The sequence below is a fragment of the Mycobacterium sp. 360MFTsu5.1 genome (genome assembly GCF_000383495.1).
Taxonomy (GTDB): Bacteria; Actinomycetota; Actinomycetes; order Mycobacteriales; family Mycobacteriaceae; genus Mycobacterium; species Mycobacterium mucogenicum_B.
The window spans coordinates 424,552-447,516 of sequence record NZ_KB911467.1 but is presented as its reverse complement, the minus strand read 5'-3'; the positions used below and the strand labels follow the sequence as shown (position 1 = coordinate 447,516).

Below are 22,965 nucleotides of genomic sequence, written 5' to 3'. Positions count from 1 at the left end.
GTCCTCGACTCGGATCAGCCGATGATCGGCTTGCGGTTGGCGACGAGAGTGTCGAGGCGGGCCTGCATGGCGGCCTCGATTCTGGCTGCGAAGTCCTCGGCGGTTTCCCCGGCATGTGGCGTCATCGGGGGCAGGACGGCGGTCACCAGCTTGGTCGGCAATGCGACGTAGGGGAGCATGCCGGCGACGCCGATGTTGAGTCCCCACGGGATGGTGACGCTGATCGGCAGTGCCTTCATGCGCAGGCGCCGCGGCAGGCCCAGCTGTTGTGCGAGCCGTCGACCGTCGGACACGACGAACAACGAATCACCGGCGCCTGCCGTCACGACGGGGACCACCGGTACGCCGTGGCTCATGGCCAGCCGGGCGAACCCGCAGCGCGCGTCGAAATGCACCTGATTGCGATCCCACCAAGACTTCCCGGCGTCGACGTCACCACCGGGAAACACGAGCACGTTGTGCCCGGCGGCGAAGGCGGCGTCTGCCGATTCCTGGCTTGCGGGCCGGCCGTCGAGAAACTCGGCGATGCGGCCGGCGCCGACCGTCCACGCCACCTGGTGAACGAGCGCGGTGGTCGGCCGCCTCAGCGCCGCTTTTTCGCGCACGGCGATCATGGCGAGGACGTTCAGGTCCACGAGGCCGCCGAAGCCGTGATTGGCGACAAGCAATGCAGGCTCGGGAATCTCGGCGTCGATGTGGATTTCGTGGCGGTGGTACCACCGCAGATAGTTCGGCACCGCCACGCGCATGACGGACTTGAGCGCCGATGCTGTCGAGGAGGGGTCGGTCATGGTCGTTCCTTGATGTCCCATGCGAGCGCGTAGCGACCCAGGGTCGCGGCAATGGCGTCGGTGTCGGCATCGGCGCCGACCACAACCGTCACGGCGATGGCACCGTCGTCGACGGCTGCTTCGACGTCGGCGACGCCGGGTACAGCGGCCAGTGCGTCACGGACCGCGTTGCGGGTGGCGTCGGCCCGCAGCGGCAGTTTGTACGGTTTACCGACGGCGGTGACCGGGATGGCGTCGATCGCGATCACCGATCTTGGAGCAGCCGCGCTCTCGGCGACGTGCTCAACGGCCCACTGCCGCAACAAATCCGGAGTCGTGGCAGCGTCGGGCCGCAATGTGACATACGCGACCGGTACCTCACCGGCGTGCACGTCGGGACGGCCGACCGCGGCGACACCGGTGACGTCGGGATGGGCCAGCAGCGCATCTTCGATCATCGCCGGGTCGATGTTGTGCCCGCCGCGGATGATCAGGTCCTTCGCGCGCCCGCACAAATGCACGAAGCCGTCGTCGTCGACCCATGCGAGGTCGCCGGTGTCGAGCCAGCCGTCGACCAGTTTGCCGTTGCCGTCGAGTACGAAACCGTCGGTGTTGCGGCCGGTGACATAGCCCGCGAACACGGTGGGGCCACCGATCGCGAGGGTGCCGATCTGGCCGGACGGCAGTTCGTGCCAGACGCCATGGTCGTCGATGTCGACCGTCTTGACCTGCTGGTAGGGCAGTCGCTGGCCTACCGAACCGGGCCGGGGATGGCCGGGGAAGCTGCGCGCGCTGGCGCAGGTTGCCTCCGTCAATCCGTAGCCTTCCAGCAGCGGGACGCCGGTGTGCGACTGGAAGTCGTGGCGCACCGCATCTGGCAGTGCGGAGGCGCCGACAATGGCCATTTCCATGCTGGAGATGTCGGCGTCGACTGGGATCTGGCTGAGCACCGAGTACACCGTGGGTACCGCGCTCATAGTCGAGATTCGGTAGCGCTCAACGATTTTCCAGAAGTTGCCGTACAGCCCCATGTCCCGGTAGCCGAGCGGGCCGGCCCACAGCACCTGCTGTCCGCGCAGCAGCGGCGCCAGTAGCGTCACCACGAGTGCGTTGACGTGGAACAGTGGCAACGCGGCGAACAACACCGAGGTTTCATCGAGCAAGGTGTTGGCGGCGATCATCCATGCATCGGCCACCTCGTTGGCGTGCGTGTGTGCGGCCAGTTTCGGCGCGCCGGTGGTTCCGCCGGTGTGGAACAACGCGGCCAGATCGGTGGATTCCATTGCGGCCCCGTGGAATCGGGTGCCGTCGTGTGCCGCGGACAGTCGGGTCAGGTAGTCGACGTTCGCCCCGGCTACGGTAGGGACGTCGATCGGCGTGGCGCCGGTCGGTCCGATCAGCAGGATGGTGTCGATCAAGCCGGCACCGACGAGGCGGTCTGCCACCGCCGATGCCGAGGCGTCGAGCTGAGCGTCCGCCGTGATGAGGACCCGGGCGCCGGATCGCCGCACCAGTTCACTGACGTGCTCCGGGGAGAGTGCGCCGTTGATGGGCGCGGCGATGCCGGTCAGTTGGGCCGCCAGGGTCGCGGTGATCAGGTCATCGCAGTTCGGGGCGATGAGCGCAACCGCATCATGGCGCTGAACACCCAAGTCGCGCAGTAGGTTTGCGCTCTGGTGCACGTGGTGCAGCAGTTGGCCGAAGGTGCGCTCGACGGGCTTCTCCCAACGTTCGCCGTCGGGCAGGACGCTGATGGCGATCCGGTCCGGCCACATCTGCGCGGCGCGTGCCAGCAGCGCGTAGGTGGAGGCCGGCAATCCCCGCTCGGACAGCGGGACGGCTTCGATGTCGGCCAGGTCGGTCGGGCTGGAGTACCTGGGCCACAACAGGTTCGCGCTCATGCGTACTTCACGATGTTGCGCTGGGCGCCAAGGTCGATGGCGCCGTCATCGGTGGCGATGGTCGTCTCGACGATGTCACCGTCGTGCAGGTATTTCGGGTTGCGTGCCTGGCTCTTGAAGAAGGCCTTCCATTTCACGGCGGGCGGCAGCAGCGACCCGATGAAGGCGACGGCCTTGGGCGGCGCACTCAGCGCGGTGCCGAGGGGCGTGCCGGTCAGGATCAGGTCGCCGGCACTGAGGTCCTGAAAGCGGGTCAGCGATTGCAGGGCCTGCAGCGGCGGGTAGATCATGTCGCCGGCAACGCGCATGTCTTGCCGCAGTTCGCCGTTCACGCGCAGCTGCAGTCTCAGCTCGCCGAAGCGCTTGAGCTCGGCCGCGGTCAACAGCACCAGGGCCGGGCCGACGGGCGTGAAGGTGGGGTAGGACTTGGCCTCGTAGAACTGTGTCTGGGGCAGCTGGATGTCGCGGGCGGAGACGTCGTTGGTGACCACCAGTCCGGCCACGTAGTCGGCGAGGTTGGACTCGGTGATGGTGCTGCCCACCGGGATGTCGGTACCGATGACCAGACCGATCTCCACTTCATAGTCCAGGAACCGCACGTGGCTGGGTTTGACGATCGCGTCCGATGGGCCGGTGATCGACGCCGACGATTTACGGAAGAAGGTCAACGGGATCGAGGCCGGCTCCATCCCCGCGTCTTTGACATGCGAGGCGAAGTTCGTCATCTGGGCGACCACCCGGCAGGGTGCGGTCACGGGTGACACGAGTTCGAGGCTGTCGACCGGCACCGTGGCGGTGTCGGCGGCAGCGGCTTCGATGGCGGCGCGGTCGCCGAGCAGGGCGCCCGTGGTGGTCGCGTCGGTGGCGATCTTGGCTGCTCCGGTGGCGGTGTACACCCACCAAGCGTCGGCGGTGCGCAGAACGGAGATGGTCATGATTTGGCTGCTTTCAGTAGGCCGATGAGGCGGTTGACGTCGAATTCGTTGTGGCTGCGCAGTGCGGTGAGCAGTTCTCGCACCTCGCCGCGCGCGTGCCGGGGACTGGTGCCCAGGAAGTCTGAGGTGGCCGGCGGTCCCCATTGCGCGAGGCCGGAGGCGGTGAACTCCGCCCATCCGGGTTCGAGTGTGTTGTCGAACATGTCGCCGTCGGTGAAATGCTCGACCATGAATCCGTCGGGGTCGCGCCAGTAGTCGAAGATCTGGCTGCCCTGGATGTGCCGACCGATACCCCAGGAACGTTGGTAGCCATGGTCTTTGAGGTATTCGCCGCCGGCGGCGAGAGCGTCGAGGTCACTGACTTGATAGGCCGAGTGGACGTAGCGGTTCGCCGGTCCCAGCGCCAGCGCCAGCGTGTGATGGTCGGTTGGGATCGAGCCGCGGTCGCATCGGATGAAGCTCATCGTCGGGCCGCGTTGGCGTTGCCCCGGGAAATACAGGAAGTCGCTGACGATCAAGCCGAGCGTATCGAGGTACCAGTCCAGTGCCGCACGGTATTTGGTGGACTGGACGACGACGTGGCCGAGGCGTTGCACCGTCGTCGGCACCCGGGGCGGCCGCTGGGTCGCGTTGATCCGTTCGACGTCGTGGCCGACGTTGAAGGTGTGCGGGGCCTGGGCCGGCAGCGGGGTCAGCGGATGGGTGCCGGACACCACACGTACCGGGATGCCGCTGGGGTCGGTCAATTGCACACCCGAGCCGCCGATCGATTCGGGTAGCGCAGCGACCGGCGCGCCGGTCTTGTCGGCCAGTCGCACCAGGTCTGCGTCGTCGCCGGCGGCGAACGCCATGCCGCGGAAACGCGTCTGCGGGCCACGCCGGATGAGGACGCACGGGGCGTCGGGATCGCTGCCGCGCAAATGCAATTCGGTATCGGTGCGCAGCGCTGTGCCGAAGCCGAACGCATGGGCAAAGGCCTCGGCGCGCGCCAGGTCGGGTTTGTCGAATTCCAGCCAGGCGACGTCCGTCACCTTGATCAAGGGGTTGCGGGAGCGCCCGCAATGCTCGCCTTCCAAGGCACCCTGCTCGCTGTGGAGATCGTTGTGTGCGCCGACCAGGTCGTTCATCGCCTGACCCCTTTCATTCTGACGAAATCGTCACATACGACGTGACGCTCAGTCAAGTGTTTCTGACGAAATCATCAAAACTGATAAGCGCTGCTATTCTGAGTCGGTGAGCGCATTGCAGGACGAGCCGGTCAACCGCCTCGAACGCCGGAAACAGCGCACCCGCGCGGCGCTGATCCAGGCCGCGCAGGCGCTGATCGCAGAAGGAAAACTGAACGTCCCGGTCCTGGAGATCACCCAAGCGGCAGACGTCGGAATGGGCTCGTTCTACAACCACTTCGACAGCAAGGAGGAGTTGTTCGAGGCGGCGGTGGCCGATGTGCTCGATAACTATGGCGCGCTGCTTGACCAGCTCACCGCTTCGTCGATCGACGACCCGGCCGAAACATTTGCCTGCAGCTACCGGCTGACCGGTCGCCTGTTCCGGCGCCGCCCGCAGGAGAGTCGGATCCTGCTCGCCAACGGCCTCAATCTCATGACGTCGGATCGTGGCCTGGGGCCGCGCGCATTACGGGACATCACGGCCGCCGCCACCGCTGGCCGGTTCACCGTCGACGACCCCAAACTGGCCATGGCCCTTGCCGCCGGGGCACTCCTCGGGCTCGGCAAGCTCCTGCAACAAGAGCCTGAACGCGACGACGCGGGAGCGACCGATCGGGTGACCGAAGACCTGCTACGACTGTTCGGTCTGCCCGCCGACGAAGCGCATCAAATCTGTCAGCGGCCACTTCCCGATCTCGATGGCGTGGCGCCGTTTGCATGAGCCGGCCAGATCGCCGGCACAGCATGAGTTTCGATCTCGGCCGGAGCACGTGACCCCCGCGGTGACCCACCATGTCAGCAGCTTGTTCCGTCGACTCGCCGTGGTCGTCGGGCTGGTCGGCGTGCTGACGGTAGGTACTTGTCTCTGGGTGCGTCCCTCGCTCGTCGCGATGCCTGTGGTGCCCGACGCCGGTTACGGATTCAGCGTCGGCGCGCCCCAGTCCTGGATGAGCGACGCCGACGCCGACCGTGAACTCGATGCCGTCGCCCGAACCCGGGCCGAGTGGATGCGGGTGCTGATCGACTGGCACATCGTGGAACCCGTTAAGGGGCAATACAATTGGCACTACGTCGACCACTGGGTGAACGGCTCCAAGAAGCGGGGTCTGAAGGTGCTCGGCCTGATCGCGTACAGCCCCACGTGGGCTCGGGCACCGGGCTCGTATTTCAGTGCGCCACCGGTGAATCCGGCCGACTACGCCGCGTTCGTCATGGCCGTCGTGCAACGCTACGGCGACCGGGTCGCCCATTGGGAGATCTGGAACGAGCCGAACCTGCCGCTGTTCTTCGGATTCACCGACAACCGCGCCGCGGTCTACACCGAACTGCTCAAGGCGGCGTATCCGGCGATCAAGGCCATTCAGCCCGACGCCACGGTCATCGCCGCCGGGCTGAGCCGCGCCACCGGCTCGGACGCGCCGACGAAATTCCTCGCCGACATGTATGCCAATGGTGCGCGGAAGTTCTTCGATGCCACCGCGATGCACCCGTATGTGTTCCCGGGCGGCATCGCCGAAGACGGTGACAACGGGTGGTCGGATCTGGTGCGCGTGCACGATCTGATGACCGTCAACGGTGACGGTGACAAGAAGGTCTGGATGACGGAACTGGGCGCCTCGACCTGCGCTCCGCAGGCCCGCGGTGTCAGCCAGGACGAGCAGGCGCGTCAGATCCTGCAGGTGCTGTCGGGTGTGGCAGGGGCCGGTTGGAGCGGCCCGGCATTCATTTTTGCGGTGCGCGACACCGACACCGCCAAACGTGACGATCTCGAATCCAACTTCGGCGCGTTGCTGACGTCGGACTGGAAGCCCAAGTTCACGGCTGCGGTGCTGGCTCGGTAGCCCACCACGGCGGCGGCGCCGCTCGTATAGTCGAGGCGTGGCAGGCCGTCCGATTCATACGTTCGAAGTACTCCGCACCCAGCGCCTGACCCCGCACATGATTCGTGTTGTGTTCGGCGGCAACGGGTTCGACACCTTCACTCCCAAGGAATTCACAGATTCCTACGTCAAGTTCGTCATCGTGCCCGCGGGCGTCGAGGTCGCCGGTCTCGCGCAGCCGCTGACGCTGGACAGCTTCGAGGAGCTGCCGGCCGATCAGCGTCCGACGGTGCGGACCTACACCGTGCGCGGCGTCGACGTCGAGCAGCGCGAACTCACCGTCGACTTCGTGGTCCACGGCGATACCGGCGTGGCGGGGCCGTGGGCGGCGTCGCTGGCACCCGGCGACCCGGCGTACCTCATGGGGCCCAACGGGGCGTACAGCCCGAACCCGGCCGCCGACTGGCACCTGCTGGCCGGCGACGAAGCCGGGCTGCCTGCGCTGAGTACCGCGCTGGAAGCGTTGCCGCCCAACGCGATAGGCCACGCCTTCATCGAGGTCGACGGCCCCGACGACGAGCTCGACCTGCCCGCGCCCGCCGGCGTGAAGATCCAATGGATTCACCGCGGCGGCCGCGCCGACCTGGTGCCAGACGACCGGGCCGGCGACAACGCGCCGCTCATCGCGGCGGTCCGCGCGGCCGACTGGCTGCCCGGGCAGGTCCAGGTGTTCGTGCACGGCGAGGCGCAGGCGGTCATGCACAACCTGCGGCCCTACCTGCGCAAGGAACGCGGCGTCGGCGCCGAATGGGCGTCCATCTCCGGCTACTGGCGCCGCGGCCGTACCGAGGAGACCTTCCGGCAGTGGAAGGCGGAGCTGGCCAAGGCCGAAGCCGAGGCGTAGGTCGACGCGCATAGCCCGAAGCAACGGCGCGGGCCGACGCTAATGTGCGATCCTCAGCCGAAGTGGCAACGGAAAGGCGGGCCTGATGGCGTTCGGTGACTACCAACTCGAGATCTATCTGCAGGGGTTGGGCGGTGTCGTGCCGACGCTGCCGATCTCGTTCGCGGAACTCGAGGAGCGCGCCGAGGCCGCGATGCCGCCGTCGATCTGGTCGTACGTCGCCGGCGGCGCCGGTGACGAGCGGACGCAGCGCGTCAACGTCAGCGCCTTCGAGCGCTGGGGCCTGATGCCGCGGATGCTGGTCGGGGCCACCGAGCGGGACCTGACCATCGACCTGTTCGGCCTGAAGCTGCCGTCGCCGCTGTTCCTGGCGCCCATCGGCGTCATGGGCATCTGCGCCCGCGACGGCCACGGCGACCTGCACGCCGCACGCGCGGCGGCCCAGACCGGGGTGCCGATGATGGTCTCGACGCTCACCAGTGATCCGCTGGAGGACGTCGCCGCCGAATTCGGTGACACCCCAGGCTTTTTCCAGCTGTACACCCCGAAAGACCGCGACTTGGCGGCCAGCCTGGTCAGCCGCGCCGAAGCCGCCGGTTACCAGGGCATCGTCGTCACCCTCGACACGTGGGTGCCCGGCTGGCGTCCCCGCGACCTATCGACGGCCAATTTCCCGCAGTTGCGTGGCCACTGCCTGTCCAACTACACCAGCGACCCGGTGTTCCGGGCCAAGCTGCCGGCGCCGCCGGAGCAGAACCCGCAGGGCGTGGTGATGCAGTGGGTGCAGGACTTCGGGAACTCGCTGACCTGGGACGACCTGGCCTGGCTGCGCTCGCTGACGAAGCTGCCACTGCTGGTCAAAGGCATCTGTCATCCCGACGACGCCCGTCGTGTGCGTGACGCCGGGGTCGACGGCATCTACTGCTCCAACCATGGCGGCCGACAGGCCAACGGCGGAATCCCGGCCATCGACTGTCTGCCCGGCGTCGTCGCGGCGGCCGACGGCATGCCGGTGCTGTTCGACTCCGGCGTCCGCAGCGGCGCCGACGTCGTCAAGGCACTGGCGCTGGGGGCGACCGCGGTCGGCATCGGCCGGCCGTACGCGTACGGCATGGCACTGGCCGGCACCGCCGGCGTCGTTCACGTGGTGCGGTCGCTGCTGGCGGAGACCGACCTGACCATGGCCATCGACGGCTACCGCTCGCTAGCCGACCTGACGCCGGATGCCTTGCGCCGCGTCGACGTCTGAGGTCACAGCTCGGCCACCGACGGGTGGCGTGACGGGCGATCGGCCGAGCGTTCTGCGAACGTAGGGGAGTGCACCAGGCGGTTCTCGATGAGTTCGATCAGTACCTCGAACTCGAATGCGGCCGTTCCGAGCACACCCGGCGTGCCTATCTCGGTGATCTGCGGTCGTTGGGGGAATTCCTCGGCGACGACGCAACCATCGCCGACCTGGACCTCATGACGCTGCGGTCGTGGCTCGCCGAGCAGGCCGGCAGGGGCGCCGCCCGGACGACGCTGTCCCGCCGGACGTCGGCGGTCAAGACCTTCACTGCCTGGGCCGTGCGGCGGGGCCTGCTCGAGACCGACCCCGCCGTGCGGCTGCAGACCCCCAAGGCGCATCGCTCACTGCCTGCCGTGCTGCGTCAGGACCAGGCCGTCGATGCCATGTCGGCGGCGAATTCCGGTGCGGAACAAGGCGATCCGATGGCACTGCGCGACCGGCTGATCGTCGAGATGCTGTACGCCACCGGCATCCGCGTCAGTGAGCTGTGTGGCCTCGACATCGACGACGTCGACCAGAGCCGCCGGTTGCTGCGCGTGCTCGGTAAAGGCGACAAGGAGCGCACCGTGCCCTTCGGTGAGCCGGCATCCAAAGCGCTTCGGGCCTGGCTGTCCGACGGCCGCCCGGCACTGGCAGTCGCAACGTCAGGCCCGGCACTGCTGCTCGGGGCGCGAGGGCGACGGCTCGACCCCCGCCAGGCGAGGACCGTCGTGCACCAGACGATCTCGGCCGTGGACGGTGCCCCCGACATCGGGCCGCACGGGCTGCGCCACAGCGCGGCCACCCACCTGCTGGAAGGCGGCGCCGACCTGCGGGTGGTGCAGGAGCTGCTGGGGCATTCGTCGCTCGCGACCACCCAGCTCTACACGCACGTGACCGTCGCCCGGCTGCGTGCCGTCCACGACCAGGCCCACCCCCGCGCCTGATTCACCCGGTGCCACTCCACTCCTCTCCGCGCGAGCGGCCGTGTCTGCACAGCGACACGCGGGGCCAGGTGTGTAGTTTGGGGCCGCTCGCGGCCGGCGAGGGTGCACATTGTGCACGCGAATAGCGGCGTGTCGCCGTACAAACACGGCCGCTCGCGGTTAGGGGGAGTCGGGTTTCAGGCGGATCGGGGTCTCGGCGAGCAGACCGAGGGGATCGACGTAGTCGGCATCGGACGACGCACCCCACATCGCGCCCCAGTGCAGACAGCTCGCGCACCCGGGGTGCCCCGCCAGCAGCGTGCCCAGCGGCGCACCCGCGGCGACGACGGCGCCGGGCCGGACCGCGGCGCGGACCGGCTCGTAGCTGGTCCGCAGCCCGCCCGGATGGGCGACCGACACCACCGGCCGGCCCGCGAGCTCCCCGGCGAACACCACGGTGCCCGGGGCCGCGGCGTACACCGTCTGGCCGGCGGCGCCGGCGAGGTCGACGCCCCGGTGCCCGCGCTGCCAGTTCGGCCGCGGCGCGTCGAACGTGCGCACGACGGCCGGTCGCGGCCGCAGCGGCCAGTCCAGCCGGCCGTCGGTGGCGTGCGCCACGCCGGTCGAGCACAGTCCGACGATCAGGAGCACCACCAGGGTCCGCATCAGGCCAGTTCAGCGCTTCGGCGGCGGTTTCGGCACCCCCGGAAACCCGATCTGTGGATAACCGGCGCACTGTGGACAAAAGCACCCCTGGGAAGCGTGTAAACTTCCCGTTGCAATCCGCATTCGTGGGTTGACTTCGCGCGCCTGCACAGCGGCTCGATTTCGGGTCGCCACCGCATGCCGGGCGGTCCCACCTCGGACAACCGAGTTGGGTCCGGCACGCAGCAGACGCCAGGGTCCGGAATCACCCGATACCGGACGACAACCGATAACTAAGTGAGGCACCAACATGGCCGTAGTGACCATGAAGCAGCTGCTTGACAGCGGCGCACACTTCGGGCACCAGACCCGTCGCTGGAACCCCAAGATGAAGCGGTTCATCTTCACCGACCGCAACGGCATCTACATCATCGACTTGCAGCAGACGCTGACCTACATCGACAAGGCGTACGAATTCGTCAAGGAGACCGTTGCCCACGGCGGCACCGTCCTCTTCGTCGGTACCAAGAAGCAGGCGCAGGAGTCCATCGCTGACGAGGCCACCCGCGTCGGCATGCCCTTCGTGAACCAGCGCTGGCTGGGCGGCATGCTCACCAACTTCTCGACCGTTCACAAGCGCCTGCAGCGCCTGAAGGAACTCGAGTCCATGGAGCAGACCGGTGGCTTCGAGGGTCGCACCAAGAAGGAAATCCTCATGCTGACGCGTGAGAAGAACAAGCTCGAGCGCAGCCTCGGCGGTATCCGGGACATGCAGAAGGTTCCGTCGGCCATCTGGGTCGTCGACACCAACAAGGAGCACCTGGCCGTTTCCGAGGCCATCAAGCTCGGCATCCCGGTCATCGCGATCCTGGACACCAACTGCGACCCCGACCAGGTCAACTACCCGATCCCGGGTAACGACGACGCCATCCGCAGCGCCGCGCTGCTGACCAAGGTGATCGCTTCCGCGGTTGCCGAGGGTCTGCAGGCCCGCTCGGGTGCCAAGACCGAGGCCGAAGGCGCCGAGCCGCTCGCTGAGTGGGAGCAGGAACTGCTCGCCGGGGCCACGGCAGGAACCGAGACCGCGTCTTCTCCGGAAGCCGCCACCGAAACCACCACCACAGAAAGCTGAGATGGCTAACTACACCGCTGCTGACGTAAAGCGACTGCGGGAGCTCACCGGCTCCGGCATGCTCGACTGCAAGAACGCACTGGTTGAGACCGAGGGTGACTTCGACAAGGCCGTCGAGGTCCTGCGCATCAAGGGCGCCAAGGACGTCGGCAAGCGCGCTGAGCGCGCCACCGCCGAGGGCCTGGTCGCCGCCAAGGACGGCGCCCTCATCGAGCTGAACTCCGAGACCGACTTCGTCGCCAAGAACGCCGAATTCCAGGCTCTCGCGGACCAGATCCTCACCGCTGCTGTCGCGGCCAAGGCCAACGACGTGGAGACCCTCAAGGCCGCCACCGTCGACGGCACCACCGTCGAGCAGCTGGTCGCGGACCTGTCCGCGAAGATCGGCGAGAAGCTCGAACTGCGCCGGGTCGCCTACTTCGACGGCACCGTCGAGACCTACCTGCACAAGCGTGCCGCGGACCTGCCGCCGGCCGTGGGTGTGCTGGTCGAGTACAACGGTGCTTCGGAAGAGGCCGCTCACGCGGTCGCGCTGCAGATCGCCGCGCTGAAGGCCAAGTACCTCACCCGTGAGGACGTGCCCGCCGACCTGGTCGCCAACGAGCGTCGCATCGCCGAGGAGACCGCCAAGGAAGAGGGCAAGCCCGAGGCCGCACTGCCGAAGATCGTCGAAGGCCGCGTCACCGGCTTCTACAAGGACGTCGTGCTGCTCGACCAGCCGTCGGTGTCCGACAACAAGAAGACCGTGAAGGCCCTGCTGGACGAGGCCGGCGTCACCGTGACCCGCTTCGTGCGGTTCGAGGTCGGCCAGCAGTAACAGAGTTTGGGCGGCACACCACACCCAGGAATGACGGCTCGCCGTCGCCGCTCACTGACAAAACCCCGCGCACAAACCCGGCGATCCCGGAGTGCGCGGGGTTTTGCTTTGTCCGGCTAGGGCCGGGGGAGCTTGCGGTGCAACGGATTCGTGGTCACCGGCGCGCGGCGGCGACTCGTGGGCAGGCTCTGGACGACATCGGGGCGATCCGCCGTGGCGCGGGTGGCGTCCTGCGCCCGCATGCCCGGCGAGCTGCCGGCACCCAGCGCAGGCGCGCCGATGCGGCGCTTGGCCGCGCCGCTGCAGCTCGGACACGGGGTATCGGCGGGCGCGGACGCCATCGAATGCTGTTCGGTGAAGTCCGGGCAACCCTGTCCACACCGGAATACGTAGGTAGGCACAACGACACCATAAGCCCTCTGCGTCAACGTCATCCGGATGTAACTTGCCCGAACCGCAGACGAGACACCTTCACTATTGAATACTTCCATTCGGAAGCAAGTGTTTTTGTGTCGCTAGGAGGTCAACGTGCCGGAATTGCTGTTCCCCTTGGATTCGGCGAAGAAGTTCACCGACCAACAGTTGGTCGGTCACAACCGATGGCACCCGGACATCCCGCCGGCCGTCACCGTCAAGCCGGGGGACAGCTTCCGGGCGCACTGCCGCGAGTGGTTCGACGGCGCCATCCACAACGACGACTCGGCCGAGGACATCCTCAACGCGCCGCTCAAGGGCGTGCACTGCCTGTCCGGGCCGTTCGCGATCGAAGGCGCCGAGCCGGGTGACCTGCTGATCGTCGACATCCTCGACGTCGGGCCCATTCCGCAGGAAGACTCGGGGCCGCTGGCAGGGCAGGGCTGGGGATACACCGGCATCTTCGCCAAGCAGAACGGCGGCGGGTTCCTCACCGACCAGTTCCCCGACGCCTACAAGGCGATCTGGGATTTCTCCGGCCAGAAGGCCACCTCACGCCACGTGCCCCATGTGAAGTACACCGGCATCGTGCATCCCGGCCTCATGGGCACCGCGCCGTCGGCGGCCCTGCTGGCCAAATGGAACGCCCGCGAAGGTGCGTTGATCGCCACCGATCCCGACCGCGTGCCGCCGCTGGCATTGCCGCCCGAACCGCAGGACGCGATCCTGGGCTCGTTGCGCGGCGACGCCTTCACCAAGGCTGCCGCCGAGGCCGCCCGCACCGCGCCGCCCCGCGAGAACGGCGGAAATCAGGACATCAAGAACCTCACCAAGGGCAGCCGGGTGTTCTATCCGGTGTTCGTCCACGGCGCGAACCTGTCGTTCGGCGACCTGCACTTCTCGCAGGGCGATGGCGAGATCACGTTCTGCGGCGCGATCGAGATGGGCGGGTTCATGGACCTGCACGTGGATCTGATCAAGGGCGGCATGGAAACCTACGGCGTCCATGAGAACGCGATCTTCATGCCCGGCAACACCGACCCGCAGTACTCGGAATGGCTGGCGTTCTCCGGCACCTCGGTCACTCTCGATGGCGAGCAGAAGTACCTCGACTCGGATCTGGCGTACCAGCGCGCATGTCTGCACGCCATCGACTACCTGACGAAGTTCGGCTACAGCCCGGAGCAGGCCTACCTGCTGCTCGGGTCCGCCCCGATCGAGGGCCGGCTCTCCGGCGTGGTGGACATCCCGAATTCCTGTGCGACGGTGTACATCCCGACGGCGATCTTCGACTTCCCGGTGGCGCCGTCGGCGTCCGGGCCGTACCAGATCGATCCCGGAATGGGCGCGCCACACGCCAGTTTCTGATCCCGCAGCCGGCAGCCAGTTCCCCGATTTCCTTGGGGGACTGGCTGTTTGGCGGGTGTGGTGGTCAGCCGCGCAGATCTGCCGGGGAGGTCGAACCCTGCAGGACGCCCAGGAGTTCGGTCAGTGTTTCGGGCTGCAGCGACGCTGACGTGCACAGCGCGGCCAGCTGTTCGGACTTGTTGAGCCGCTCCCGGATCTGGCGGTACAGCGCGCTGCCCCGCCGGGTCTGGTACACCAACACCCGTCGGCGATCGACCACATCGGCCTTGCGCAACACCAGATTGTCGTCGACCATCCCGTCGACGAGCCTGGTCAGGCTCGGCCCGGGCAGCAGCGTCACCTCGGCCAGTGCCGTCATCGGCTTTCCGGCACCGCCCTCGAGTGCGGCCAGCACGTGCCACTGACGCACCGTCAAACCGCCCAGGTGATCGGTCACGACGCGGTCCAGTTCGAAGGCGACCGACTTCACCAATCGAGCGAGCTCCTCGATGGTGTCTGCACGGGCGCCGGGCTTCATTTCCATGGTGGCGACCAGCCTACCGTGGTCGGACCTTGCATCTCGCCGTGAAACAGCGCTGATCGGCAGGTATCTTCAAATTGAATTCTGGTCACCCGGGCGACGGACGTCGTGGTCGTCGCGATTGGTGTGGCATGGCTGGGCCGGTGTCCCAAGGTGAGGTGATGGTGAATCCGAAACCTGCGACGACTCCCGCGCGCCCCGACCGGGATGTGGTCGACATTGCGCTCGTGGTGCCGTTGAGCGGGCCCGCCGGGATGTTCGGACCGTCGTGCGAGGCGAGCGCTGAACTGGCCGCCGAGGACATCAACGCCGCCGGCGGCATCCTGGACCGGCCCGTCCGGATTCATCCGGTCGACGCCGGAGCACCGTTGAGCGAGCTTGCGGACGAGCTGGGCCGCCTCGTCGCCCAGCAGCAGATCGACGCCGTGGTGGGCTGGCACCTGTCGAATGCCCGGCGTGTCATCACGCCGCAGACGGCCGGGCGGGTGCCCTACGTGTACACCACGTTCTACGAGGGTGGCGAGAGCACCGACGGCGTGTACATGGTGGGGGAAACGCCGGAGCAGCAACTGTTTCCGGCGTTGATGTGGTTGCGTGAGCACCTCGGGCTGAAGCGCTGGTGCATCGTCGGCAACGACTACATCTGGCCGCGGCAGACCGCCCGCGTGACCAAGGAGTACATGTGGCGATCGGGCCTCGAATTCGTCGGTGAGGCGTTCGTGCCGCTGGGCGGGCGCGATTTCCGGACGATGCTCGACGTCATCGCGAGCTCGGACGCCGACGGGGTGCTGGTGTTGATGGTGGGTGCGGACAACGCGGCGTTCAACCGCGCGTTCGCCCGCGCCGGCCTGGACCAGAGCGTCGTGCGCCTGTCGCTGATGATCGGTGAGGATGTGTTGTGCGCCAGCGGAAGTGGGGCGACGACGGGTCTGTACACTGCGTGCGGCTACTTCGAGAGCCTGCCCACCGAGGTGAACATGGGGTTCGGCTCGCACTATCTGCGACGGTTCGGCAGTGCGGCCCCCGCGCTCAACAACATCGGTGAATCCTGTTACGAGGGGCTGCTGTTGCTCACGGCGCTCGCACAGACGGCCCGCAGCCTGGAGGTGGCCGCGATCGACCGGGCGCGCGCCAATGTCGCGTACCAGGGTCCGCGCGGCGAGGTCGTCATGCGTGGTGCTCATACTCGTCAACCCGTGTACCTCGCCAGCGCGGACCAACTCGAATTCGATGTGATCGCCGAGCTCACCCCTTGACGGACGGCCATGGCCCCGCCCGGCGTTCTGGGCGAAGCCATGACGGTTCATCAGCTCGACTGCGGTGCCACCGCGGTTTTCAGTAGCTCCGCGCTGGTGGAATCGGTGTATCCGTCCTTCTTGCACATGTCATGGCAGTCCTTCGTGAGAGTGCACGTCAGCGAGGACACGGTGCCGTTGTGGAACGGGCAGTCGTGCACCATGTCCGGCAGTTCGTACCGCTTCTGGTCGACGACGTCCAGCAGCGTCTGCCCCGCCCACAGGGGCTCCTTCTCGATCTCCTCGCGAAGTGGATTGCGCCGCGCCAGGTAGTACTTGCCCTTGGTCGCGATGCACATCACCGGGGACAGCACGAATGCCAGCGTCAGCGCCAGGTACGGCGACCAGGCCGCGAGGAAATCCCCGAAAGCGTGGTAGAAGGCCAAGATCGAGAACACCGAACCCACCAGCATGGAGACGAATCCGACCGGATTGATGCTGTAGAGGTAGGCCCGCTTGAACTCGACGTAGGACGGACTGAGCTTGAGCAGTGGCTTGTTGATCACCAGGTCGGCGACGATCGCACCGATCCAGGCGATCGCGACGTTGGAGTAGAACCCCAGGATGGTGTTGAGCACGGCGAACATGTTGCTGAGCATCAGCGCCAGCGCGATGGCGATGTGCAGACCGAGGTACACCACCCGGCCCGGGTGTACGTGCAGCACCCGGCTGAAGAAGTTCGACCAGGACAGCGAGCCCGAATAGGCGTTCGTCACATTGATTTTCACCTGCGACAGCAACACCATGAGGGTGGCCAATCCGAGCGCGAGGGCGTCGTTGTGGATCACCGAGCCGAAACCGCCGAGGAACTGCTCGATGGGTTCGGTGGCGGCCGCGAAACCGACCTTGCCCGCGACGTAGAAGGCCAGGAAGGCGCCGCAAATCTGCTTGGCCGCACCGAGGATCACCCAACCGGGGCCCGCGGCGAGTACCGCGGCCCACCACCGCAGTGGCGGTGTTTCCGACTTCTCTGGCATGAAGCGCAGGTAGTCGACCTGTTCACCGATCTGGGCGATGAGCGACAGTGCCACGCCGGCGCCCGCGCCGACTCCGATGGCCGTCACCTGTTCGCTGCCGCCGTTGCCCGCCCAGCTCAGGAACCCGTGGAAGCCCGCCGGATCCGCGGTGGCGATGAAGGCGATGGGCGCGACGAACAGGATCAGCCACAACGGCTGGGTCCAGACCTGGAACTTGGCCAGGGCCGTCATGCCGTAGAGCACGAGCGGAATGATGATCAGGGAGCCGATGATGTAGCCGAGCGCCAGTGGAATGCCGAACGCCAACTTCATCGCCTGCGCCATGATCGCGCCCTCGAGCGCGAAGAAGATGAAGCAGAAGCTGGCGTAGATGAGGCTCGTCAGCGTCGAGCCGAAGTATCCGAAACCCGCTCCGCGCGTGAGCAGATCCATGTCGATGTTGTACTTGGCGGCGTAGTAGGCAATCGGGATACCGGTGAGAAAGATGGTGACCGCGGCGACCAGGATCGCGACGACCGCGCTGGCCGCGCCGTGGGTGACGGCGATCGAGGCGCCGATGGAGTAGTCGGCGAGATACGCGATGCCGCCCAGTGCGGCCACGGCGCATGCCATCGGTGACCATTTGCGAAAAGACTTGGGCGCGTAGCGAAGTGAGAAGTCCTCGATGGTGTCCTGGTTCGCCCAGGTGACGAAGCGGGACCAGGGGCCGACGCGTGCTGCGGCCATCGGCTGGCCGTGCACTTCGTCTTGGGATTGCTCGGTTGTCATGAACGCGTTTCCTGTCGAATCCGTCGTAATCGCCAGTGATGCAATGCATCAGGCAGGCAGGTCGGATGCGGGCGCCAATGACCGGACCGGTCCGCGACCTGCAGCAGCCGGGTGAACGGAAATTAGCACCAGTTACTTCCATATGGCACTAGTTCAAATGGAAAGTTACGCCGGGGAAACTAGGCGTTTACGCAGCGCGTTCAATGGCGCCGGAAGTCGGTGTCCGGACTCACATCGTGAAATCTGGGGGTAAGGCGGGCCGGTGGTACTGCTTGGTACCGTGGCTCCTATGACACGGATCAGCACATTCGGTGACGACGCCCTCGGTGACCTCGACGCGGTCGGTGTCGCCGACGCGATCCGCAGCGGCGAGGTGTCGGCGGCCGAGGTGGTGCAGGCGGCGATCGCCCGCGCCGAGAAGGCGCAGCCCGAACTGAACGGCATGGCATACGAAGCCTTTGACCAGGCGGTCGAAAAGGCCAGCGCACCAAGGTCTTTCGGCGGATTCTTCGACGGTGTCCCGACCTTCATCAAGGACAACGTCGCGGTCGGCGGCTGGCCGACCATGCAGGGCGCCGATGCCTGGACGCCCAGGCCGCTGCCGGCGGACGGGGAGTGGGCGCGCCTGTACCTGTCGACGGGCCTGGTGGCGCTGGGCAAGACGCAGCTGTCCGAGTTCGGTTTCAGCGCCTCGGCCGAGCACCCGCGGCTGGGCCCGGTGCGCAACCCGTGGGACACCATGGTGACCGCGGGGGCGTCGTCGTCCGGGTCGGGCGCGTTCGTCGCGGCCGGCGTGGTGCCCATCGCCCACGCGAACGACGGCGGCGGTTCCATCCGAATCCCGGCTTCCTGCAACGGATTGGTCGGTCTCAAGCCCACCCGCGGCCGGTTGCCACTCGACCGCGAGACCCGGATGCCGCTGCAGATCGTCGCCAACGGCGTCCTCACCCGCAGCGTCCGGGACACCGCGGCGTTCTACCGCGAGGCCGAGCGTGTCTACCGGAACCCGAAGCTGGCGCCGATCGGCGACGTCACCGCGCCCGGACCGCGGCGGCTGCGCATCGCGGTGTGCACCAGCTCCATCGGCCGCGACGCGGCCCCCGAAATCCGGGAGCTGACGATGCAGGCCGCGGCCCGGCTCGAGGAGCTCGGCCATCGCGTCACCGAGATCGGCAACCCGGCACCGGAGCGGTTCCGCGACGACTTCCTGCTCTACTGGTCCTTCCTGGCCTTCGCGCTGGTTCGCGGCGGAAAGCGCACCTTCGGCCCCAGCTTCGATCGCAGCAGGTTGGACAACCTGACCCTGGGACTGGAAGCGAAGGCGGCCCGCAATCTGCACCGCGTGCCGGCCGCCATCGCCCGGCTGGCCGCGTCGCGGCGCATTCCGGCGCGCCTGGCCCGCGATTACGACGTGGTGCTCACCCCGACCCTCAGCGAGGTCACCCCGCCGATCGGGCACCTGGACCCGACCGCCGACTTCGACCAGGTGATGTCGCGGCTCATCGACTGGGTTGGATTCACCCCGCTGCAGAACGCCAGTGGAGCACCGGCGGTTTCGCTGCCGCTGGCCCAGTCCGCGTCGGGACTGCCGGTCGGCATGATGTTCGGCGCGGCGGCGGGGCAGGAGGCGACGCTCCTGGCGCTGGCCTTCGAGCTCGAGCGGGAGATCGGCTGGCCGTCGCTCGCGGCGCGTTGACGCAGCCCGGCCGACGGCGGCCACTTTTGCTCCACGGAAGCAGCGTCAACGACCGCTTTGTCGCGCGGCCAGCCTTATGCTGTCTCACAGGTTGCGTCAATTGGGGGTGTGCATGACTGTCGGGCCCGAGAACGGGGCTGAAAGGCAGCCGTGGAAATCGTCGGCTCAAGGCGGCGGGTCGGACCCTGCGCCCGGGTCCGAGCCGAGTTCGCCGCCGGTGCCTCCGGCGGGTCCCACCCCGAATCCGACCCCGGAATTCACGCCGCCGGCACCCCCGGCAGAACCGCAGGGCTCCGTCCGCTGGCAGGACCCGGCCACGGCCAAGCCGCGGCAGCCGACGGTCGGTGAGGCACGGGCCCGGGACAAAGCCAAGCGGGCGCGCGAAGCCGAGGAAGAGATCGAGCGCGTGAAGGCCGAGAAGGCCCGCAAGCGCGCGGCGACCGGCAAGAAGGTCCTCATCGGTTCGGCGGTCGGCGTCGGTGTGGTGGCAGTCGTCGCCGCCGGCTATGCGATCTTCCATCGCGACGATCAGATCAGCGCTTCCTGCGTCAAGGACGGCACCAACGAAGTGGTGCCGGACAGCTACTGCAGCAGCGGCACCAACTACGGCGGCGGCAGCACGTTCTTGTACATGGGATCGCCGTACCGCTACTACTACGGCGGCTCCAACTCCGGCGTGGGCAGCATCGCCCACGGTGGCACCCTGACCCTGCCGAAAGGCACTACGGCCACAACGAAATCCGGCACCTCCATCTCCAAGTCCGGGTCGTCGGTGTCGCGCGGCGGCTTCGGTTCGTCGAGCCACGGAAGCTCCGGTAGCTGATGCGGCGCGAACGTCACGCCCCGCGACCGGGGTGGCAGCAGATCGTTGCCAGCCAGGGCATGTGTTTCGACACCCCGGCCACCGACGCACACGGGAATGACCGTCCGTACTGGGACGAGTCGGTGCACTACGTGTTCGACATGGACGAGGTGCTCTCGATCGAGGCCTCGGTCGAGGTGCTGCACTCGATGTGCCTGGAAGCCGTCGAGAACATCGTGCTGACCGAGCGCTACCGCGACTTCGGGTTGCCGGAGTGGAGCTGGCCGCACATCGAAAAGTCATGGCGCCGTAGCGATCCGCACCTGTACGGCCGCTTCGACCTGCGCTACGACGGCCGCCGGCCCCCGGTTCTGCTGGAGTACAACGCCGACACCCCGACGTCGCTGCTCGAAGCCGCGATCCTGCAGTGGTACTGGAAGACCGATGTCTTTCCCGCCGACGACCAGTGGAACTCGTTGCACGAGAAGCTGGTGGAGCGGTGGAAGGAAATCCAGGATCGGTTGCCCGGCAACGAAGCCCACTTCACCTGGTCCTCTGCCGACACCAGCGGTGAGGACAACGTGACGCTGGCCTACCTGCAGGAGTGCGCCGCCGAGGCCGGCATGAACACCGTCGGCCTGGCCATCGAGCAACTCGGTTGGGACCGGGACCTGAATCGGTTCGTCGATCTGGAAGACGCCCCGATCTCGACGCTGTTCAAGCTCTACCCCTGGGAATGGGTGCTCGACGACGAATTCGGCAAGTACGCAGCCGAATCCCTGCCGGAGACCATGTGGATCGAGCCGCTGTGGAAATCGCTGCTGAGCAACAAGGCCATCCTGGCGGTGCTGTGGGAGATGTACCCGGGACACCCCAACCTGCTTCCGGCGTACATCGATGATCCGCACGAGCTGACCGAATACGTCCGCAAGCCCAAGCTCGGCCGCGAGGGGGCGAACGTGACGATCGTCGGCGCGGGCTACGAGACGCAGACCGGCGGCGTGTACGGCGAAGAGGGCTACGTGTACCAGTTGCTCGATCCGCTACCGCAGTTCGACGACATGCGTCCCGCCCTGGGCGCCTGGATCGTCGGCGACGAATCGGCCGGCCTCGGTATCCGCGAGACCTCGGGTCTGGTCACCGACAACGGCGCAGCCTTTGTGCCCCACCGCATCCCGCAGTGACCGGAAGGAAACGAACTTCATGACCCTGACCGCTCTTGGCAACGACTACTGGTCCATCGTCGGGCACGGCGCGTCGGCCATCGCGCTGTACGCGATCGTCGGCGGCGCGCTGATGATCCTCGGCTTCTTCGTGATCGACTGGACCACGCCGGGGCCACTGCGCGAGCTGGTCCGCTCGGGCCGGCCCAACGCCGCGGCGGTGGCGGCCTCCGGTGTGGTGTCCATGGCCTTCATCGTGGTGCTCGCCATCTACAGCTCGTCGGGTGACCTGGCGGCCGGCCTGATCAAGACACTGGTGTTCGGCCTCGTCGGCATTGCCGCACAGGCGCTCTCGGTGCGCATGATCGGCGCGGTCAAGGGCCTCGACATCGGCGAGATGCTCCACGAGGAGAAGTTCTCCCCGGTCGTGCTGGACGTGGCGGCCTCGTACCTGGCGTTCGGCCTGATCGTCGCCGCCGCAATTCTCTGATCGCCGCTATTCCGGCGGTACCAGGCTGGTCAGCGTCTCGCGGAACTGCCGGCGCTGGGCGGGACTCAGGTCGGCCAGCAGGGCGTCGTCCGCGGCGCGGATGCCGGCGACGGTCTTGCCCAGCAGGGTGCGGCCGGACCGGGTCAGTTCGGTGGGCCGGGACCGCCCGGCGGCGACGGTCGACGGCCGGGTGATGAGCTCGCGGTCCTGCAGCGCACGCACCACGATGTTCATCGCCTGGGGCGATACCCCGACGAACCGCGCCATCTCGGCGTTGGACATGCCGGGGCGGTTGTCCACCATGCGCAGGCAGACGAACTGTGGGAACGTCAGGCCAAGCGGGTCAAGAACATTGGCGGTGATCTCGGCGCGCAGGGCAGTGGCGACCCGGTTGAGCAGATAGCCCAGGGGAGCGTCTTCACCTTCGAACATGTCAATTATATTGACATATATCAAGTGCATTGATAAACCGGAGGTATGACCAGACCCACAGATGCCCTGTTCGAAAGCGCGTACCGCGGCGAGGCTCCCGAGATGGGTGCCCGGCCGCCGTGGAGCATCGGCCGGCCGCAGCCCGAGATCGCCGCGCTGATCGACGCCGGCAAGGTGCACGGCGACGTGCTCGACGCCGGTTGCGGCGAGGCCGCCACCGCGATCTACCTGGCCGAGCACGGCTTCACCACCGTGGGTCTGGACCAGTCGGCCACCGCCATCGAACTGGCCCGGGCCGAGGCCGCCCGCCGCGGCGCGCACAACGCCAGCTTCGCGGTCGCCGACATCAGCGACTTCACCGGATATGACGGCCGCTTCGGCACCATCATCGACAGCACGCTGTTCCACTCCATGCCCGTCGAACTCCGGGACGGCTACCAGCGCTCGATCGTGCGGGCCGCCGCGCCCGGCGCCACCTACATCGTCCTCGTCTTCGACCGCGGCGGCATGCCCGCCGGCCCGGCCAACCCGGTGACAGAGGACGAGCTGCGCGAGGTCGTCGGCAAGTACTGGGTGATCGACGACATCTCGCCGGCCCGCATCCACGGCAACATGCCCGCGGGCTTCGGGGCGACGGGAGCGCCCGGCACGGGATTCGCCGACGTCGACGTCAGGGACGAGCCGAACGGACTCAAGTCGGTTCGCGCGTGGTTGTTGCAGGCGCACCTGGGGTAGTCCGCCGGGTAGCCGCCCG

The 22,965-nt window shown here is 67.3% G+C and carries 23 protein-coding genes; 14 read left to right on the top strand and 9 right to left on the bottom strand.

Annotated elements, in window-relative coordinates; all coding sequences use genetic code 11:
• Positions 1–14: 14 nt before the first annotated feature.
• Genes H289_RS0117130 through H289_RS0117115 form a run of 4 tightly spaced genes read right to left on the bottom strand, consistent with a single transcriptional unit; the run spans position 15 to position 4,733 of the window.
• Complete coding sequence (locus tag H289_RS0117130; RefSeq protein WP_020102041.1) at positions 15–791, bottom strand: 1-acyl-sn-glycerol-3-phosphate acyltransferase; 777 nt, start codon at positions 789–791, stop codon at positions 15–17.
• Complete coding sequence (locus H289_RS0117125) at positions 788–2,671, bottom strand: acyl-CoA synthetase (protein ID WP_020102040.1); 1,884 nt, start codon at positions 2,669–2,671, stop codon at positions 788–790. Before H289_RS0117125 ends, H289_RS0117130 begins: the two co-directional genes overlap by 4 nt.
• On the bottom strand, positions 2,668–3,606 hold the full coding sequence (locus tag H289_RS0117120; RefSeq protein WP_020102039.1) for a fumarylacetoacetate hydrolase family protein: 939 nt from the start codon (positions 3,604–3,606) through the stop codon (positions 2,668–2,670). Before H289_RS0117120 ends, H289_RS0117125 begins: the two co-directional genes overlap by 4 nt.
• A complete protein-coding gene (locus H289_RS0117115) occupies positions 3,603–4,733 on the bottom strand; it encodes a VOC family protein (protein WP_020102038.1) in 1,131 nt (376 codons plus the stop codon). Before H289_RS0117115 ends, H289_RS0117120 begins: the two co-directional genes overlap by 4 nt.
• Before the next feature lie 106 nt (positions 4,734–4,839).
• Between H289_RS0117115 and H289_RS0117110 the strand changes: the two genes are divergently transcribed.
• The 5 genes from H289_RS0117110 (at position 4,840) to H289_RS0117090 (ending at position 9,713) form a co-directional block, all read left to right on the top strand.
• Entirely contained in the window at positions 4,840–5,496 is a 657-nt protein-coding gene (locus H289_RS0117110; protein ID WP_020102037.1) for a TetR/AcrR family transcriptional regulator, read from the top strand.
• 49 nt (positions 5,497–5,545) lie between these two features.
• A complete protein-coding gene (locus H289_RS0117105) occupies positions 5,546–6,616 on the top strand; it encodes a glycoside hydrolase 5 family protein (protein WP_020102036.1) in 1,071 nt (356 codons plus the stop codon).
• A 37-nt stretch (positions 6,617–6,653) separates the two neighbouring features.
• Positions 6,654–7,499: a siderophore-interacting protein gene (locus H289_RS0117100; RefSeq protein WP_029105361.1), complete on the top strand. Its 846-nt coding sequence runs from the start codon at positions 6,654–6,656 to the stop codon at positions 7,497–7,499.
• A gap of 85 nt (positions 7,500–7,584) precedes the next feature.
• Positions 7,585–8,748 carry a lactate 2-monooxygenase gene (locus tag H289_RS0117095; RefSeq protein WP_020102034.1) on the top strand — a complete coding sequence of 388 codons (1,164 nt, stop codon included), beginning with the start codon at positions 7,585–7,587 and terminating at the stop codon, positions 8,746–8,748.
• A 68-nt stretch (positions 8,749–8,816) separates the two neighbouring features.
• A complete protein-coding gene (locus tag H289_RS0117090; RefSeq protein ID WP_020102033.1) occupies positions 8,817–9,713 on the top strand; it encodes a tyrosine recombinase XerC in 897 nt (298 codons plus the stop codon).
• 159 nt (positions 9,714–9,872) lie between these two features.
• Here the strand turns inward: H289_RS0117090 and H289_RS0117085 are convergent, their stop codons facing one another.
• Positions 9,873–10,358, bottom strand: coding sequence for a M23 family metallopeptidase (locus H289_RS0117085; RefSeq protein WP_020102032.1), 486 nt, complete (start codon positions 10,356–10,358; stop codon positions 9,873–9,875).
• A gap of 289 nt (positions 10,359–10,647) precedes the next feature.
• On the opposite strand from H289_RS0117085, the gene rpsB reads away from it, so the two are divergent.
• On the top strand, positions 10,648–11,469 hold the full coding sequence (gene rpsB / locus H289_RS0117080) for a 30S ribosomal protein S2 (protein ID WP_020102031.1): 822 nt from the start codon (positions 10,648–10,650) through the stop codon (positions 11,467–11,469).
• Between the two features lies 1 nt (position 11,470).
• Positions 11,471–12,286, top strand: coding sequence for a translation elongation factor Ts (tsf, locus tag H289_RS0117075; RefSeq protein WP_020102030.1), 816 nt, complete (start codon positions 11,471–11,473; stop codon positions 12,284–12,286).
• 116 nt (positions 12,287–12,402) lie between these two features.
• On the opposite strand, the gene H289_RS0117070 is transcribed toward tsf, so the two are convergent.
• Positions 12,403–12,687 carry an FmdB family zinc ribbon protein gene (locus H289_RS0117070; RefSeq protein ID WP_029105360.1) on the bottom strand — a complete coding sequence of 95 codons (285 nt, stop codon included), beginning with the start codon at positions 12,685–12,687 and terminating at the stop codon, positions 12,403–12,405.
• 127 nt (positions 12,688–12,814) lie between these two features.
• Here H289_RS0117070 and fmdA point away from each other — a divergent pair, with 127 nt between their 5' ends.
• Entirely contained in the window at positions 12,815–14,068 is a 1,254-nt protein-coding gene (gene fmdA, locus H289_RS0117065) for a formamidase (RefSeq protein ID WP_020102028.1), read from the top strand.
• A gap of 64 nt (positions 14,069–14,132) precedes the next feature.
• Here fmdA and H289_RS30700 read toward each other — a convergent pair whose 3' ends face one another.
• Complete coding sequence (locus H289_RS30700) at positions 14,133–14,591, bottom strand: MarR family winged helix-turn-helix transcriptional regulator (protein ID WP_196810043.1); 459 nt, start codon at positions 14,589–14,591, stop codon at positions 14,133–14,135.
• Between the two features lie 158 nt (positions 14,592–14,749).
• On the opposite strand from H289_RS30700, the gene H289_RS0117055 reads away from it, so the two are divergent.
• Positions 14,750–15,844 (top strand): substrate-binding domain-containing protein, encoded by a 1,095-nt coding sequence (locus H289_RS0117055; protein ID WP_036420757.1) that lies wholly within the window; start codon positions 14,750–14,752, stop codon positions 15,842–15,844.
• A gap of 50 nt (positions 15,845–15,894) precedes the next feature.
• Here H289_RS0117055 and H289_RS0117050 read toward each other — a convergent pair whose 3' ends face one another.
• Positions 15,895–17,628 carry a purine-cytosine permease family protein gene (locus H289_RS0117050; protein ID WP_020102025.1) on the bottom strand — a complete coding sequence of 578 codons (1,734 nt, stop codon included), beginning with the start codon at positions 17,626–17,628 and terminating at the stop codon, positions 15,895–15,897.
• Positions 17,629–17,917: 289 nt separating this feature from the next.
• Here H289_RS0117050 and H289_RS0117045 point away from each other — a divergent pair, with 289 nt between their 5' ends.
• The 4 genes from H289_RS0117045 (at position 17,918) to H289_RS0117030 (ending at position 21,779) form a co-directional block, all read left to right on the top strand.
• Positions 17,918–19,324, top strand: a complete 1,407-nt coding sequence (locus tag H289_RS0117045) for an amidase (RefSeq protein ID WP_020102024.1) — start codon at positions 17,918–17,920, stop codon at positions 19,322–19,324.
• Between the two features lie 217 nt (positions 19,325–19,541).
• Positions 19,542–20,147 (top strand): hypothetical protein, encoded by a 606-nt coding sequence (locus H289_RS0117040; protein WP_020102023.1) that lies wholly within the window; start codon positions 19,542–19,544, stop codon positions 20,145–20,147.
• Positions 20,147–21,310 (top strand): glutathionylspermidine synthase family protein, encoded by a 1,164-nt coding sequence (locus H289_RS0117035; protein ID WP_020102022.1) that lies wholly within the window; start codon positions 20,147–20,149, stop codon positions 21,308–21,310. Before H289_RS0117040 ends, H289_RS0117035 begins: the two co-directional genes overlap by 1 nt.
• Positions 21,311–21,329: 19 nt before the next feature.
• Positions 21,330–21,779 (top strand): DUF350 domain-containing protein, encoded by a 450-nt coding sequence (locus H289_RS0117030; RefSeq protein ID WP_020102021.1) that lies wholly within the window; start codon positions 21,330–21,332, stop codon positions 21,777–21,779.
• Positions 21,780–21,785: 6 nt separating this feature from the next.
• Here the strand turns inward: H289_RS0117030 and H289_RS0117025 are convergent, their stop codons facing one another.
• Positions 21,786–22,211, bottom strand: a complete 426-nt coding sequence (locus H289_RS0117025) for a MarR family winged helix-turn-helix transcriptional regulator (protein ID WP_020102020.1) — start codon at positions 22,209–22,211, stop codon at positions 21,786–21,788.
• Positions 22,212–22,256: 45 nt separating this feature from the next.
• Between H289_RS0117025 and H289_RS0117020 the strand changes: the two genes are divergently transcribed.
• On the top strand, positions 22,257–22,946 hold the full coding sequence (locus H289_RS0117020; RefSeq protein WP_020102019.1) for a class I SAM-dependent methyltransferase: 690 nt from the start codon (positions 22,257–22,259) through the stop codon (positions 22,944–22,946).
• Positions 22,947–22,965 lie beyond the last annotated feature (19 nt).